15 protein-coding genes and 1 riboswitch are annotated in these 15992 nt (G+C 34.8%); of the genes, 2 read left to right on the top strand and 13 right to left on the bottom strand.

What is annotated here, in order from left to right; all coding sequences use genetic code 11:
- Nucleotides 1–48 precede the first annotated feature (48 nt).
- Nucleotides 49–1215, bottom strand: coding sequence for an iron-containing alcohol dehydrogenase (locus tag HALSA_RS03400; protein ID WP_013405215.1), 1167 nt, complete (start codon nucleotides 1213–1215; stop codon nucleotides 49–51).
- A gap of 208 nt (nucleotides 1216–1423) precedes the next feature.
- Here HALSA_RS03400 and HALSA_RS03395 point away from each other — a divergent pair, with 208 nt between their 5' ends.
- Nucleotides 1424–2194, top strand: a complete 771-nt coding sequence (locus HALSA_RS03395) for a DeoR/GlpR family DNA-binding transcription regulator (RefSeq protein ID WP_013405214.1) — start codon at nucleotides 1424–1426, stop codon at nucleotides 2192–2194.
- Between the two features lie 142 nt (nucleotides 2195–2336).
- On the opposite strand, the gene HALSA_RS03390 is transcribed toward HALSA_RS03395, so the two are convergent.
- From HALSA_RS03390 to HALSA_RS03375, 4 genes are all read right to left on the bottom strand, one after another.
- A complete protein-coding gene (locus HALSA_RS03390; RefSeq protein ID WP_013405213.1) occupies nucleotides 2337–3695 on the bottom strand; it encodes an FAD-dependent oxidoreductase in 1359 nt (452 codons plus the stop codon).
- Nucleotides 3696–3773: 78 nt separating this feature from the next.
- Nucleotides 3774–4079: a hypothetical protein gene (locus HALSA_RS03385; protein ID WP_013405212.1), complete on the bottom strand. Its 306-nt coding sequence runs from the start codon at nucleotides 4077–4079 to the stop codon at nucleotides 3774–3776.
- Between the two features lie 30 nt (nucleotides 4080–4109).
- The gene (locus tag HALSA_RS03380; protein WP_013405211.1) at nucleotides 4110–4937 is read right to left on the bottom strand and encodes an aldo/keto reductase; all 828 of its coding nucleotides are present in this window, start codon (nucleotides 4935–4937) and stop codon (nucleotides 4110–4112) included.
- Nucleotides 4938–5045: 108 nt separating this feature from the next.
- A complete protein-coding gene (locus HALSA_RS03375; RefSeq protein ID WP_013405210.1) occupies nucleotides 5046–5285 on the bottom strand; it encodes a hypothetical protein in 240 nt (79 codons plus the stop codon).
- A gap of 132 nt (nucleotides 5286–5417) precedes the next feature.
- A riboswitch (M-box (ykoK) riboswitch) is annotated at nucleotides 5418–5586 on the top strand.
- Between the two features lie 156 nt (nucleotides 5587–5742).
- Between HALSA_RS03375 and mgtE the strand changes: the two genes are divergently transcribed.
- The gene (gene mgtE, locus HALSA_RS03370) at nucleotides 5743–7107 is read left to right on the top strand and encodes a magnesium transporter (RefSeq protein WP_013405209.1); all 1365 of its coding nucleotides are present in this window, start codon (nucleotides 5743–5745) and stop codon (nucleotides 7105–7107) included.
- Here mgtE and HALSA_RS03365 read toward each other — a convergent pair.
- The 8 genes from HALSA_RS03365 to HALSA_RS03330 all read right to left on the bottom strand — a co-directional run bounded on the left by HALSA_RS03365 (nucleotide 7104) and on the right by HALSA_RS03330 (nucleotide 15978).
- Nucleotides 7104–7868: a nitroreductase family protein gene (locus HALSA_RS03365; RefSeq protein WP_013405208.1), complete on the bottom strand. Its 765-nt coding sequence runs from the start codon at nucleotides 7866–7868 to the stop codon at nucleotides 7104–7106. The genes mgtE and HALSA_RS03365 overlap by 4 nt on opposite strands.
- 182 nt (nucleotides 7869–8050) lie before the next feature.
- Entirely contained in the window at nucleotides 8051–9544 is a 1494-nt protein-coding gene (locus HALSA_RS03360; protein WP_013405207.1) for a xylulokinase, read from the bottom strand.
- Nucleotides 9534–10334 (bottom strand): tryptophan synthase subunit alpha, encoded by an 801-nt coding sequence (gene trpA / locus HALSA_RS03355; RefSeq protein WP_013405206.1) that lies wholly within the window; start codon nucleotides 10332–10334, stop codon nucleotides 9534–9536. The genes HALSA_RS03360 and trpA overlap by 11 nt, the downstream gene beginning before the upstream one ends.
- 18 nt (nucleotides 10335–10352) lie before the next feature.
- A complete protein-coding gene (locus HALSA_RS03350) occupies nucleotides 10353–11285 on the bottom strand; it encodes an ABC transporter permease (RefSeq protein ID WP_013405205.1) in 933 nt (310 codons plus the stop codon).
- Nucleotides 11285–12787, bottom strand: a complete 1503-nt coding sequence (locus HALSA_RS03345) for a sugar ABC transporter ATP-binding protein (protein ID WP_013405204.1) — start codon at nucleotides 12785–12787, stop codon at nucleotides 11285–11287. The genes HALSA_RS03350 and HALSA_RS03345 overlap by 1 nt, the downstream gene beginning before the upstream one ends.
- A 62-nt stretch (nucleotides 12788–12849) precedes the next feature.
- Nucleotides 12850–13764 (bottom strand): sugar ABC transporter substrate-binding protein, encoded by a 915-nt coding sequence (locus tag HALSA_RS03340; protein WP_013405203.1) that lies wholly within the window; start codon nucleotides 13762–13764, stop codon nucleotides 12850–12852.
- A gap of 2 nt (nucleotides 13765–13766) precedes the next feature.
- Entirely contained in the window at nucleotides 13767–14678 is a 912-nt protein-coding gene (locus tag HALSA_RS12370) for a sugar-binding transcriptional regulator (RefSeq protein ID WP_049773836.1), read from the bottom strand.
- A gap of 223 nt (nucleotides 14679–14901) precedes the next feature.
- Nucleotides 14902–15978: a mannose-1-phosphate guanylyltransferase gene (locus tag HALSA_RS03330; RefSeq protein ID WP_013405201.1), complete on the bottom strand. Its 1077-nt coding sequence runs from the start codon at nucleotides 15976–15978 to the stop codon at nucleotides 14902–14904.
- Nucleotides 15979–15992: the final 14 nt, after the last annotated feature.

The following is a 15992-nucleotide window of genomic DNA, read 5'->3' as shown; positions in this document are numbered from 1 at the left end:
AAGACAAAGGCTTTCTCGTTCTTGCTCATTTTTTAATTAGTCAATTAATTAATAAGCTGCTTTAAAGATTCCGGCAATTTCTGCTTGAGTTGCTTTTCTAGGATTGCTTAAAGCATTACCATCTTCTAAAGCTAATCTTGCCATCTCCTCAAAATCTTCTTCTTTGACATCATATTCTGATTCACTTAAAGAAGTCGGGATTCCGATATCTTCAGCCAGCTGTACAATTGCATCTAAAGATTTTTCAGCAGCTTCTCTTTTAGAAAGCCCAGCTGTAGGAACTCCAAATATTTCTGCGACCTTGGCAAATTTATCTATTTTAGCTCCTAAATTAAATTTTTCAACATAAGGCAGGAGGATTGCATTGGCTATCCCATGTGGCATATCATAAAATCCACCCAACTGATGGGCCATAGCATGAACATAACCTAAACCACCATTGTTGAAGGCAAAACCGGCTAAAACTGAAGCATTAGCCATCTCTTCTCTGGCTTCAATATCTTCTCCATTATAAACTGCCCTTCTTAAGTACTTAGCTATTAGTTCCATAGCTTCTTTGGCAGCTGCATCTGTTAATGAATTAGCACCTGTTGAAACAAAGGTTTCTAAAGCATGAGTTAAAGCATCCATTCCTGTAGCTGCAGTTAATGCAGCAGGTTTAGCTACCATTAGTTCCGGATCATTAATAGACACATCTGGCACATTACGCCAGCTGACAATTACAAACTTTACATGAGGTGTTTGAGAAGTATCAGTTATTACTGCATGTCTGGTAACCTCACTGGCTGTTCCAGCAGTTGTATTAACACAGATCATAGCAGGTGTTTCATTTTCTAATTTTTCTACTCCGGCATAATCCTTATATAAATCTCCATCATGAGTTGCAGCAACCCCGATTGCCTTACCACAATCATGAGGACTTCCTCCACCTACTGTAATTATCATATCACAATTTTCATTTTCGTAAATTTCTAAGCCTTCATAAACATTAGTATCTCTGGGATTAGCCTTTACACCATCATAAACAGCATATGCTAAACCCGCTTCTTCAATATATTTAACTACGGTCTCAAAGGGTCCACCATCTAGATTACTTAAAAAGTCATCAGTGACTAAAAGAACTTTTTTTGCACCCAGAATTTTTGCTCTTTCTCCTACTACTTTAACAGAACCTGCTCCCATAAAATTTACTGTTGGTAACATATAATCATACATTTAATTTCCTCCTTAGAGTTTGTGAATTATTTAACTTAAATTAATAATACTCTAAAGTGAGCATTTTGTCAAGCATAATTAGCAAATTCTTTCACTTTTATGCCAATTATTTATTAAAATAGGTGTAAATTTATCAAAAGTATGCAGTTAGCTTGATTAAAACAGGCTTTCTTGATAAAATTAATATAAAGCTGGAAAGGAGATGCTAATGCTAAAAGAACAACGTATGCTCAAAATTATTAATAAATTAAATGTTAGCAAATCTACCACAATAAAAAAATTAGCTGATTCTTTTGGAGTTTCAGATTCTACAATCAGGCGTGATTTAAACGATTTAGAGGAAAAAGGTTATGTTAAAAGAACCCACGGGGGAGCAATCTTAAAAGAGAATTTTGATGATGAATATAATTTTATTAAAAAAACAACTGAAAATAGGGCAGAAAAAAGCTCTATTGCCAGATATGCAGCTTCTTTAATAGAAGATGGAGAAATTATTGCAATTAACTCAAGTACATTAACTTATCTCATGGCTAAAGAACTTGAGGCTGCTAATTTAAAAATCGTTAGCAATTCTATTGATGTGATTAATGAATTAAGCGGCAGCAAAAAATATGATATTTCAGTCCTTGGAGGGGATTATGTTCATCTTGCTAGGACGATTGAAGGTCCTATAACCGAAAAACAGATCAGAGCAATGCATTTTGATAAAGCTTTTTTAGGTGTTAATGGAATTGACAGCAGTCTTGGTTTATCAACTGCCAGCTCCATAGAAGCTCTTAGCAAAAAGGCAATGATCGACTGCAGTGAGCAAAGCTTTATTTTAAGTGAAAGCCCAAAATTTGATAAAGCTTCTTTTTATAAAATTGCTGATTTTGATGAAATTGATGCTATTATTACTGATCAAAATTTAAGTGAAGACAAATTTGATAAATATAGTCAGTACTTAAAGATTATAAAAACTCAAAATAAGGAGGAATAATAATAGGTACCTGGTACGAAATCTTTCATCAGGTTATTAATTCCCCACAATATCAATGATCTCGTTGTCTGTACCTGGTACATATAAGATATAAAGAAAAAACCTTAGACCGCTTTTAAACTGGTCTAAGGTTTTAAGCTTTTTATTCTTCTAATTTCAATTCTAGTTTTTGAACTACTGACTGAACCGGATCCCAGGGACTGCTTAAAGGCGGTGTGTAACTTAAATCAAGCTGGCTAAACTCTTCGATTGTCATCTCATTATAGATAGCTGTTGCAAAGATATCTATTCTTTTGGAAATCTCAGCTTCGATATTTCCCAAAATCTGGGCTCCCAATATTTTGCGGGTCTTTTCATCAGCGATAACCTTAAGATAAGTTCTATAGGCTGGTGGATAATATATTTTGTGGTCCCAGGCCTCTATTTGAGTACTTTGAACTTCAAAACCTGCCTTTTTGGCTTCTCTTTCATCTAAACCGGTTCTGGCAACTACCAGATCAAACAATTTAATTGACTGAGTTCCAATTACACCTTCAAATTCTACCTTTTTACCGCAAATATTACTACCGATTATTCTGCCGTGCTTGTGAGCTACAGTTCCTAAAGCATAATATGCATATTCTTGAGTTATAGTGTTTAAAGTTTCTGCACAATCACCACCGGCATAGATATTTTCGATATTTGTCTGCAGCTTTTTATTTACTTTAAAAGCACCATTAGTATCATTAGTTTTAAGCTCTGTTCCTTCTGCTAATTTTGTGTTTGGCTTCGTACCAACTGATACAACAACTGTATCTCCCTCTGTTTTAAAGCCATCACTACCTAAAACCTTTAACCCTGATTCTGTTTTTTCGATCTTTTCTACAGCTGTATTAACTATTATTTTAACACCTTTTTCCTCAAGTTTTGCTTTAACTTTCTCTCTAAAATTTTCATTTACTGTTGTCAAAACACTATCTAAAAATTCTACCAGGGTAACTTCTAAACCTCTGTTGATCAGAGCTTCTGCCATTTCAAGACCAACATAGCCGCCTCCAACAACAACAGCTTTTTTGGGCTTTTCTGCTTTGGTAAAATTATCAAAACTAATCGCATCATCCATCCAGCGCATAAAAAAGACCTCATCTAATTCTAGACCTTTAATCGGGGGTTCAATATTAATTCCACCTGTACCCAGAACAAGCTGCTCATAAAATATTTCCTGAGTCCCATTTTCATTAACTGCCAGCAGCTTATTTTCTTCAGGTATAATTTTTTCTACCCTTGTTTCTAAAAGCAAATCTATTCCAGCCGCTTTAATGTCACTCTCTTTTCTATGGGCTAAATCCTGCCATTTTTCTACTTCTCCCCCTAGGAAAAAGGGAATCCCACAGATACTGAAATTAGGAAATTTATTATCAGCTATTATTAAAGGCCTAAGACTCTGATCAAGCTCTCTGATCCGCAGAGCAGCACTAATTCCTACATCACTTCCTCCAACAATTACAACTTCTTTTTTCATATTCTCAGCTCCTTAAAATAATATTAACATAATTGAGCTGAACAAACTATATCTTCTCTGTTAACTTTTTGTTAAATTTTAAAAATCTATCTGTTGGCCCATTGATGATAAGTCAATATCCTTTTCGGATTCGGAAGAATCACACCACTTGAGCTCAACCTTAAATTCTCCTAGTCCTTCGATTTCATAATTATAATTAGCTGCAGAAACAGATTTTAGGGAAAGATTTCCATGATCTGTAGCAAATACTTCTTCCTCTTCCCAATTGTCTTCACTTGTTCCATAACCATGCCAGCAAAGACATTCCCCTTTTAATTCGACAAAAATAGTTGCCTCGATTTCTTTATCATAATTTAGTGCTTTTATAGTACATTCTTTTCTCATAAATACCTCATTTCTATTTTTTATCTATACTTAAGCATTAATACCATAGGTTTCACTATCTAAACTGATCATATATACTTTTTTCTGCTGTTCAAGTTGATCAATTTTTTCAAGGTCGTCTTGTTCAATCTCCCATCCATATAATTCAAGATTAGCTTTTATATGCTCTGCAGAAGTAGACTTAGGTAAAGGAACAACTCCTTTAGCGAGTTCCCATTTCAGTACTATCTGAGCAGCTGATTTATCATATTTTTGAGCCAGACTTTTAATGAGCTCATCTTTTAAAACCTTTGTTCTGGCCAAAGGTGCAGAAGCAGTCACAACAATATCATTATTTTTGCAGAATTCCAGTAATTCTTTTTGATAATAATAGGGGTGGAATTCTACCTGATTAACAGCAATCGGAACATCAGTTATTTTTAAAGCAAACATTAGTTGGTATATAGAAAAGTTGCTGACTCCAATGCTTTTTACTAACCCTTTTTGATAAAGTTTATTCATAGCTGCCAGGCTTTCTCTTAAAGAAACAGCCGGATTAGGCCAGTGGATTAAATAGAGATCTAGATAATCAACACCTAATTTATTTATTGATCTTTCAGCAGCCTCAAGCAATTGATCATAATAGAGGTTTTTAGGCAGAACCTTTGAGGTTAAATATAATTTTTCGCGATCATAATCTTTAATTGCTCTGCCAATTCCCTCCTCATTTTTATAGCCTTCAGCTGTATCTATATGATTATAGCCAGCTTCAAGAGCCATCTCAACTGCTCTACCAACATCTTCTTCTGCTATATCCCAGGTTCCAAATCCTATCTCTGGTATTTTATCACCTGTTATTAATTTTTTTTCTTTAAGCATCAACTACCATCTCCTTTTATCTTTTTAAGAGAAATAATTAACTATTTTTAGTTTTTTAGAAAAAAGAAATGGAATCCAGAAATGATTTTTCTTCTTTAAGAGTTTCTTTTAACTCACTAGCACATTTATTCGAACAGCACATAAAGAGCATATCCTGTCCATTTTTTTAGCAGGTGATTTTTCACCAGTAATCATCGTCCAGACTTCTTTACCATCACTTGTTTTTAAGTCTTTAATATAACCTTCTTCTTCAGTCAGACTTTGACCCTTTTCATTAAAAGAAGCAGACAGCGAAAACACAGGACCACCAGTCGTATCTTTTCCACACCAGCAGCAGTCATTTCTCATAATTTATTAGCCCCCTTAAAAGTTTTACACAAATATTCATTCATTTTTTTCATTATATCATCTACCTGGAGAAGATAAAAATTAATATTTTCTTGACAGCAAAAAAATTGTGTGTTAATATTAAAAAAAATAAATATTACTTGTTAGGTGAGGCTCCTATATGAATATAGGCTGCTGCCCAAAAACGTCCAGAGACGCCAATGGGTATAACAGGTACGGTCGGAATAAGGCCTACCCAATGCAGCTGATTGATTTTTAATCTACGTCATATAGTGCTAAAGCCAGGATGAGGAGTAAAATTAATCTAAAAATTATTATCTTGATTATTCAAGGCTCCTTAGGGAGCCTTTTTCTTTTTCCTGGCAATAATTTTAATTGGGGGTGATACAAAAGTGGCTGATGATGATGATCAAACACTTATAAAATTTAAAAAAATAAAGATTGAGGAGGAATTAAAATGTCACTTTATGAAGAAATCACTCATCTCATTGATAAAAAGAAGATGACACAGCTGAAAGCAAGAATAAATCAGCTGAATTTAGTAGAAATAGTTGAACTGATGCGTGAATTAGAAAAAAATGATCAGGTCATTGTGTTTAGATTATTAAATAAAGACTTTGCAATTGAGGTATTTGAAAAATTAGACCCTAATTTCCAGGAAGATTTAATTAATAATTTTGCTGAAGATGAAGTTATTGCACTAATGGAAGATTTGCAGTTTGATGACCGGGCCAGACTATTAGATGAACTACCCGCGAAAGTTGCCAAAAGGATCATGAACTCTTTTAGCAAAAAAGAAAGAGACACAATAGCAGAACTTTTAGGATATGCTCCAGAAACAGCAGGTCGGATAATGAACCCCAATTATGTTGCCTTTAAAAAAGGAATAACAGCTGAAGATGCTTTAAAACAAATCAGAAAAATGGGGATCGATCAAGAAACTATATATTCGATCTATATCCTTGACAGCAAGAGAAAGCTTGAAGGTGTTCTTTCTTTAAGAGTTCTGGTAATAGCAGATCCCGAAGAAAAAATCGAAAATATAATGTATGATAATCCTGTTTCTGTAAATACCTATACTGATCAGGAAGAGGTTGCCCGACTTCTCCAGCACCAGGATCTTTTATCAGTTCCTGTAGTAGATAGAGAAAACAGGCTGGTTGGAATTATTACTTTTGATGATGCTATGGATGTACTTGAAGAAGAAACAACAGAGGATATTTTAAATAAAGCTGGTTTTGGTAGTTTTGGTGAAGATGAAACAGACCGGAGTAGAGTATTGATTTCAGGTTCAATGATGGATGTCTGGAAGGTTCGGCTCCCGTTTTTAATTATCACCTTAATCGGTGGTATGCTGGCCGGCCTGGTGATTGAAGGTTTTGAAGCAAGTTTAGAGGCAATTGCAGCCCTGGCAATTTTTATCCCTGTTATCATGGATATGGGTGGTAATGTTGGTACTCAGTCATCAACAATTTTTACTAGAGCCTTAGTTTTAGGCCAGATCAATGTCCGCAGGTTTTTTCAGCACTGGTGGCGTGAGGTAAAGGTAGGTTTAAGCATGGGCGCATTACTGGGCCTAGCAGCAGGAATAATTGCAGCCCTCTGGCAGCAGATGCCTGCTCTTGGTATTGTTGTAGGGCTTTCTTTAACCTTTACAATTACTATTGCTACTGCACTCGGATTCATGATCCCCTATTTACTGGTTAAATTAGGTTTTGATCAGGCAGCAGGTTCTGACCCGATTATCACAACCATTAAAGATATTACCGGCCTATTTATTTACTTCTTTTTGGTAAATGTATTTTTAGGCCATCTGCTTTAATTAACTTTTAAAGAAAATTGATAAAGATAATCAACTAATTGATCTGCTTTTGGACAGTTGAATAAAAATTTATCATCTTTATTATAGTGAGTGGCAGCTAACTTTAAGTGAGCTGCTGCAATACCTATATCAATTTGATTCATTTTTTGATAAAATATCTTTTTTAAAAGGTTAGGCTTTTCTAAATAAAGATCTATCCTATTTTGAGAGACTTTAAAATACCAGGGCTGATTATTGGTTGCTGAAGGTGCAAGCCTGGCAGCTTCAATCAGCTCATCATGAATATCTTTATCTCTTAACTCTTGAAGCTCTTTGCGTTGGAATTCTGCTTTATTTTCTCTATAAAGCTTTTCTTCAGCCGCACCAAAGGCTAGAGTTATTACATAGCTGAGCTGAGACTGCTCAGCTATTTCTTTTTTTGCTTTAGCAAGTCCAAACCAGCAGCTACCAAGACCAATTAAAGAAAGATAAAGATCTAAATGCTGAAGTATAAAACCGGCATTTTGCAAATACCCGTCTTTTTCTTCAGAAAAAAAGACAAGATAATGGGGAGCTTTGATCGGCAGCAGACTGCTGATTTTATCTTCGGAAACAATTTTGCTCTCTACATCTATGTTTGAATAGAGTCCTGATCTGCTGGCTAAAAAATCTCTGATCTGATTCAATTTATGCATTTCTAAAGGCTCCTGGCTGTACTTTCTAATCGATTTTCTCTTAAAAATACTCTGATAAAGTTTTTCTTCTATATTATTTCCTGCCATTTTTTTCAGCTCCTTATTTAAAGATCATTTGAGTTAAAAAAATTTAAATTTCAGCCTGTTTTCAGCTTAATTATATGACTTAAAAAAGCAAATTACAAATTGAATTTATTTAATATTATCAGTAAAGCTCCTGCATATGCAGGAGCTTTTTAGTTGAATATAAAATTTTTCAGTAGATATTACTAAAAAATCTTATTTACCAACTGAATATAATTTTCATATTTCTGCTGATAATGATCTTTCAATCTACTCTGTGGTTCAAAGCTTTTAGTTATTTTAAAGTTCTCTCTCAGCTCTCCATAGCCATCAATTTCACCAAGAGCCTTAAGGGCTATCATCGCTGCTCCCAGAGATGGTGCACCAACTTCTAAGTCAAGTACATTAACTCTGCTTTCTAAAATATCTGCCAGCATCTGCGGCCAGATTTTAGATTTACTGCCACCACCAATTAAGTTAAGCTGTAGCTTTTTATCAAATAAGCTGGAGCTGCCGGTCATTTCAATCAAGTTATGTTTTAGAGAAAAGCTCACACCTTCCAGTACAGCTTCTAAAAGCTGCCAGCTATCTGAATTAGCACCTAGCCTGGCAAAAACACCACTTTTTTCGCTGACTTTAAGCGGACTTCTTTCTCCATTTATATAGGGAATAAATATCGATTGATTTTTTGTGCTGTCTAAGTTGGATAATTTATTTTCTGCATTTTTATAAACCTCTTCATCTATTTCTTGATGGTTCATTATCTTACTCAAAAACCAATCATAAGCCTGACCTGCATTTAAAACAGCTCCAGCAATAATATAATTTTCTGCTCTTGTATTACTTAAAGTAAATAAATTTTTATTTTCAGAAATATCTTCAGAGGGCATTGCTAACCAACCGGTAGTACCCAAGTAACAGTAAATATCTCCTACCTTTAGGGCTCCTGCTCCCAGGGTTGAGGCTCCAACATCACCTGAACCATTAATAACCTTCGTTCCTGCTTGCAGCCAAAGTTCTGCTGCTGCTTCAGCATTAATAGTGCCAATAATCTCCTCAGCTGTCTTAAGTTCTGGTAAATACTCCCGCTCAAAATTAAGCTCCTTAATCAATTTCTGATTATATTCCATTTTCTCCATAGCTAAAAATCCTGTTGTAGATGCATTAGTATAATCAGATACATTTTTTCCTGTTAATTTAAAGTTTAAATAATCTTTTGCACCTAGAATAAGATTACGGTGTTTTTTAAATGTTTCTTTTCTGTTCTCTCTCAGCCAGAGATATTTATTAATTGACATTAAAACATCAAACTGGTTGGCTGTCATTTTATTTAAAGTTTTTTGTGAATATTTATCAACTAAAAATTGATACTGCTTTTTTGCCCTGCCATCAGAATAAAGCAGCACTTCTGTCAATGGTTTACCTGCTTGATCTAAAAGTAGGCAGTCTTCCATCTGGCCTGTAGAACTTACTGCAGCAATCTCATCCGCATCAATTGAACTTTCTTGCAGCATTTTGTGGCTTAATTCTATGATGATTTCCCACCAGTCTTCAGCCTTCTGATACTGAAAACCATCTTCCTGGTAGCCTGGAACCGCCTTTTGAGCTTTATAAACTACTTTTAGCTTTTTATCAAATATGATCAATTTGACTGCAGTTGATCCGATATCAAAACTCAACAGATATTTTTCATCTGACATATGACCACTCCTTATTAAGACCCTTCTTAAGTTCTCTTAAAAATTCGATAGCTTCGGCTTCGCTCTCTTCAAATTTATTCAGCAGAGCACTGCCGACTATTATCCCATCATAACCTAATTCCATGACCTGAGCTGCATCTTCGGCAGAACTGATGCCAAAACCAACCAACTGTGGCATTAAAGCAAAAGCTGAATTGGCAAGAGCTTTTTTTAAATTTTTTAAATGTTCATAATCAAATTCACTGCTCTGACCTGTTTTCCCCAGATAACTGGGACAGTAAACAAAAGGTTCTCCATCAGGCTGGTAGCTTTTTATTTTTTCTTTTTTGTCCAGAAAAGATATTATTTTAAAACCCTCAGCCTGGAGATATTTTTTATCCTCATTATCCTTTAGGTCAGGTAAAATCAATGATTCAATACCTGTTTCAAGACACTGCTTTTTATATTCACTGAAAAATTCTTTTTTTAACTCTTTCCAGTAACCCATCAAGATCAATCTATTGATCTCTGTTTTGCTATTTATATCTGCAGCCAATTTTAAATATTTTTCTGCATTAAAACCTACCTGATAGAGCTTTTGGTTGGCTTCTGTAATAATCTGGCCATCCATACTGGAATCCCGGGCTGGATAACCAAGTTCTACAGCATCTACTCCATTTGCAAAAAGTAAATTTATCCATCTTTTTGATCTTTCATAGTCCGGATAAAGTGCAGGTAAATATGCTACTAAAATTGCTTTATCTGCTGCTTTTTTTTCTTTTAGATATTGGCTTAATTCTTTATTGTCCACATTTATCACCTGCCTGAATTAATTGTTTTTAACTGTCATTCCCTGAAAAACTAAAGCTGCAATTATTATTGAGCCTGTAAGCATATCCTGAAAATAATTAGGAACATTTAGGAGGGTTAAACCATTTGCCAATACTCCCATGATTAAAACACCAACCAGGGTTCCTAAAACATTAGCTTCTCCCTGTTTAAAGAGGGTCATTCCTAAAAACACTGTTGCATATGCTCTTAAAAGATAACCTCCTCCAGCTGTTGGATGGGCAGAGCCGAGACGTGATGCCAAAAGTATTCCAGTTAAGGCTGCTAAAACAGCTGTTAAACCAAAGGCGATTAATTTATTTTTTTCTACCTTGATTCCAGAATAGCGGGCTGCTTTTTCATTACCCCCAATAGCATAGAGATGCCTGCCCAGCATTGTTTGATTAAAGATATACCAGAAAACTACAGCAACTATCAGCATAATCCAGATTACCAGAGCTATATTTAAAAAACTTCCCTGACCCCAGATTAAAAATTCATCTGGAATTCCGGAAAAGATTATAGTTCCTCCCGAATACCAGTAAGTTATTCCACCTAAAAAGGTACCACTAGAAAGAGTGGTAATAAAAGAAAGGATGTTTAACTTTGCTACAAAAAATCCATTGATTAAACCAAAAGCAAAGCTTAAAAGTAAAACTGCTGGGATTACTAAATACATGGAAAATCCCTGTACCAAAAGTCCGGCTGTAATTATTCCGGCAAAACTTGCCACACTGGCTATAGAAAGATCAAATTCTCCAATAACCATTACCACTGTTGCCCCAACAGAAATTACTGCTAAAAGGGAGATCTGTTCTAAGATATTAGACCAGTTTCTAAGGCTTAAAAATGTATTTGGCCTTAATATTGCAAAGGTAATTATTATAATCATTAGTCCAATTATTGTTCCATATTTTTTAAAAATTTCTGTCATCATCTAACCTCCTCATAGGCTAACTGCAGTATTTTATCCTGACTGAACTCTTCTTTATTTAAGATACCTGTTAAGCTACCATTACTCATTACTGCAATCCGGTCACAAATACCCATAACCTCCAGTATATCAGAAGAAACCACAATAACACCGGCCTCATCAACAAGCTGATTGATTAGCGAATAGACTTCAGTTCTAGCTCCTACATCTATGCCTACTGTTGGTTCATCAAAAATAAAGACGGAGGTGTCTCTATATAACCATTTTGCTATTACTACCTTCTGCTGATTACCACCACTTAAAAATTTTACCTGCTGACCTAAACTAGGTGTTTTAATACTCAGCTCCTCTATTAGCCTTTTACTTTCTTTTTTTTCTGCTTTTTTATCTATATTTTTTAAAAGCTTTGATTGCAGCATCATTTCTAAATTGGGGAGGGAGATATTTTCATCTACACCCATATTTAAAACAAGACCCTCTTCTCTTCTATCTTCAGGAATTAAAACAACACCCTTTTTTATCATCTGCCCGGGATTTTTTACTTTGATCTCCTCTTCATTTATTTTAAGACTGCCATTTTTAATTTCTCTTAAAGCAAATATTGCTTCCATCAGTTCTGTTCTGCCTGCACCCACCAGGCCGAAAAAGCCCAATATCTCATTTTTGTTTAAAGTAAAAGAGATTTCAGAAAAGCTTTCTCCACTTAAGCCTTCTAATTCTAAAACCTTTTCTGTGCTTTTTTGCCTGTTTTCACGGGCTGGAAAACGGCTCAATTTTTCTTTTCCTGTCATCAGTTTGATTAAAGCTTCTTTACTAACCTCATCTATCTTACGGTCAGCTACTTTTTTGCCATTTTTTAAAACAGTTATCGAATCTGCTATCTCAAAAATTTCTTCTAAACGGTGAGAAATATAGATTATTGCTATTCCCATTTTTTTAATCCTCTTTAAATTTATAAATAATTCCTTGATTTCTTTATCTGTTAAAGCTGCTGTTGGCTCATCTAAAACCAGTAATTTTGCATCCATGATAAATGCTTTTAAAATTGCCACCAGCCATTTATTGGCAGTTGATAGTTCTGAAACAGGTTTTAGAATGTCAAATTCGAAATTTAAACTTTCTGCCAGTTCTAAAACTCTTTTTCTCATCTTTTTTTTATTAAATTTAACCCCCTGTCTGGGATAATCATAACCCAACCAGATATTTTCTACCGCATTAAAATAGGGGATCAGATTTAAATCCTGATGGATAAAGGCCAGACCAAGTTCCTTAGCCCGGGCTGGATCATCTATTTCAACCTCTTGCTTTTGATAAAATATCTTACCACTGTCTTTTTCATATATTCCTGCCAGAATTTTAATCAAAGTTGATTTACCGGCACCATTTTCTCCGACCAGGGCTCTAATTTCTCCTTTATTAAGTGAAAAATCGACTTTATCTAATGCTTTAACACCGGGAAAAGTTTTTGTTATATTCTCTAGTTCTAATAAATTCTCTGCCATTTTTTCACCACCTTTTAAAAAAACAACCCCCCGGATATTGAGGGGCTGTTATATTTAACTTTTTAATCCATAAATTCGGCTGCATTATCTTCAGTTATTAAATTAGCAGGTGCATAAAGAATATGATCTGTTAGTTCTTCCCCGGCAAAAACGGTTTTAATCTGTTCTACTAAAATTTCTCCCATCGCTGCAAAATCCTGTTTAACTGTTGCTTTAATAGAAGAACCGCGGGCTATCATTTCAATTGCCTGAGAGTTGCCATCTATACCTACAACAACAATATCATCTCTTCCGGACTGCCTTATCGCAAGTTCTGCTCCAATTGCAGGTTCATCCCAGGCTGCCCAGACTCCATCAATATCTGGATTGGAGAGAAGAATTGACTGCATAGCCTGCTGAGCATTTTCGATTGGTCCAGGAACCTGTACATAGTGTTCTGCTACTACTTCAATATCATCACGCGAATCAACTATAGCGTCAAATACTACTTCACGCTGATAAACACCTGGATGAGCAGAATGATATAATTTAACTATTTTTCCGGAACCGATCCTATTTAATAAATAACTTGTATTTTGAGCTCCTAAAACGTAGTTATTAGAAGTTACATTAACTTCCATTCCCTCTATATAGCCTGCATCTCCACCAAAAACAGGAATACCTTCTTCATTGGCTTTTCTTATCTGCTGTCTCAGCTGATTGGGATCTCCCATTCCCATTACAATAGCGTCTACTCCCTGAGATATAACATCATCATAGCGATTTGCCAGTTCATTAAAGTCACCTTTGGTATCAATGACCCTAACATTCCAGCCTTCTGCTTCTGCCTTTTCTTCAAAAGCTCTGATCATGGTATTGGTTGTAACTGATTCTAGATAGGGTGTTAAAACTGCTATCTCTTTGCTTTCAGCCAAGACCGAAATGGAAAAAGTTAAAACAACGGCTACCACTAAAAATAAGATTAATGTTTTTTTCATGTTTACACTCCTTGTTTTTGTTTTTTTAACCAGGCTGCCATCGACCTGTCTGTAACTAAGACATTAATTAAGCCACTTCTTAAAGCTCCTAAAATTGCCTGTTTTTTATATCCTCCCAGAGCTACTCCAATTTTAAATTCTACTTTTTTCAATTTTTCAGCAGAGATTGCTATAATTCTATCTCTAAAGGGGAGCTCTAAAATCTCTCCTGCCTGATCAAAAAAAATAGAGCTAATACTGCCACAGGTGTTTAACTTTTTAAATTTCGCAAGCTCTTTTCCCCTTAAATGCCCTGCTATAAGTGGATGTTTTTGATCTGCCTTACCAATTCCCAGCAAAACCAAATCCAATTTATCATAGAGCTTAAATATCTTTCTAATCCTATCTTCATTTCTAAAAAAAGCGGCAGTTTTACTGTCTTTAACAAAGGCAGGTGCATTTAAAAGAAAACTTGTTCCTCCCATATTCTCTGATAAAAGATTGGAAATTTCATTGGCATTAAAACTCTTTCCGGTATCTTTTAAAGCTCCAATGATTGGTATTATCTTATAATTTTCTTTTGCAGTCGCTTGGGCTCTTTTGGCTAAAGCATGGATGGTTGTACCGGCAGAAACTCCTATGTATTCACTGCCGGTTGTTATTCTTTCAACAAAAGATAGGGCTGCATCTGCGGCAGTTCTTTTTCGTTCTGCTTCTGGCTCTTCATCTGTCATATCAACAATTATAACTTCTTTTAGGTTGAATTTCTGAGCCAGTTCACTTTCTAAATAGGAGGTATCAGTAACAGGACTTACTATTTCAATTTTTACTATCCCTTTATCACGAGCTTTTGCTAAAAGTCTGCTTACTTTCGGTCTTGAAATACCTAATTTCTCAGCAATTTTGGTCTGGTTTAATTCTTTTTTGTAATACAATATTGCAACCTTCGTAATTAAATCTATATCCTTATTTGCGACTTTAGAACACCTCCTTACAATATTTCATGCTTTGAATTTTTGTTCAATTCAATTATATACCTAAATATTTGAGCTGTCAAATTAATTTGAAAATTCTTTATATTAAAAAGAAAAAAATCCTCATAAGAGGATTAAAAACATTATTTCTAATGTTAAGAAGTTTTTTTCAAAAGAAGAGCCTTTAAATATAAGCTTCTAAACCTGCTGCTGCCAGAATATCTCTGATTTTTTTTACATCCTGAGCTCTATCTTTATCACAGATTAAAATTGCATCATCAGTATCGACGATAACCAGATTATCAAGGCCGATAGTGGTAATTACCTTATCCTGACTGTAAATGATAGAATTTGTAGTATCTATACCATAATGTTTACCAACTACGATATTACCTTCTTGATCTGATTTTTTTATTCTTGCCAGGGCAGGCCAGCTACCTAAATCATCCCAGCCAAATGAACCTGGAATTACATAAATATTTTCTATTTTTTCCATTATTCCGTATTCAACAGTTATCTCAGGCATTTTTTCAAATTCAGTTCTAATAATTTCTGTTTCATTTTCACTGCCAAGAGCTTTTTTGATCTTGAGCATTGATTGATAAATTTCAGGTAAATATTTTTTAAAACTTGCCAGAATAGTTTTTATATTCCAGACAAAAATACCGCTATTCCAGAGATAATTTCCTGCCTCTAAATATTCTCTAGCTTTAGCCAGATCTGGTTTTTCTCTAAATTTTTCAACTTTGAAAACAGATTTACCATCTATATTATGAATCTCTTTACCATATTGAATATAGCCATAACCGGTTTCTGGATGGGTTGGTTCAATCCCGATTGTGACTAAATTTTTACCTATCGAAGCAGTCATAACTGCTTTTTTTATAATCTCAATAAAAGCTTCAGAATCCTGTATTAAATGATCAGAGGGTAAAACTATGATAGTAGACCCCGGATTCTTTTTAGAAATTACAGCAGTAGATAATGCTATAGAAGGAGCAGTCCCTTTTTTTAATGGCTCGATTATTATATTCTCTGCTGGCAGATGAGATAACTGTTCTTTAATGGCAGGAGCATAAAGTTGATTTGTTGATATATATATATTTTCCAAACCAACAAAGCTCTTGATCCGATGAACTGTTTTCTGCAGCATATTACACTGTTCATCACTTAGTTTTAAAAATTGTTTTGGTTTGTTTTTTCTACTTAAAGGCCAAAATCTAGTCCCTTCTCCTCCGGCCATTATGAGCGCATTTATCACAGTTTACCACTCCC

The organism is Halanaerobium hydrogeniformans, from assembly GCF_000166415.1.
Lineage (GTDB): Bacteria > Bacillota > Halanaerobiia > Halanaerobiales > Halanaerobiaceae > Halanaerobium > Halanaerobium hydrogeniformans.
Note: the sequence above shows the minus strand (reverse complement) of the source record. Positions and strands in the feature narration are given on the sequence as shown.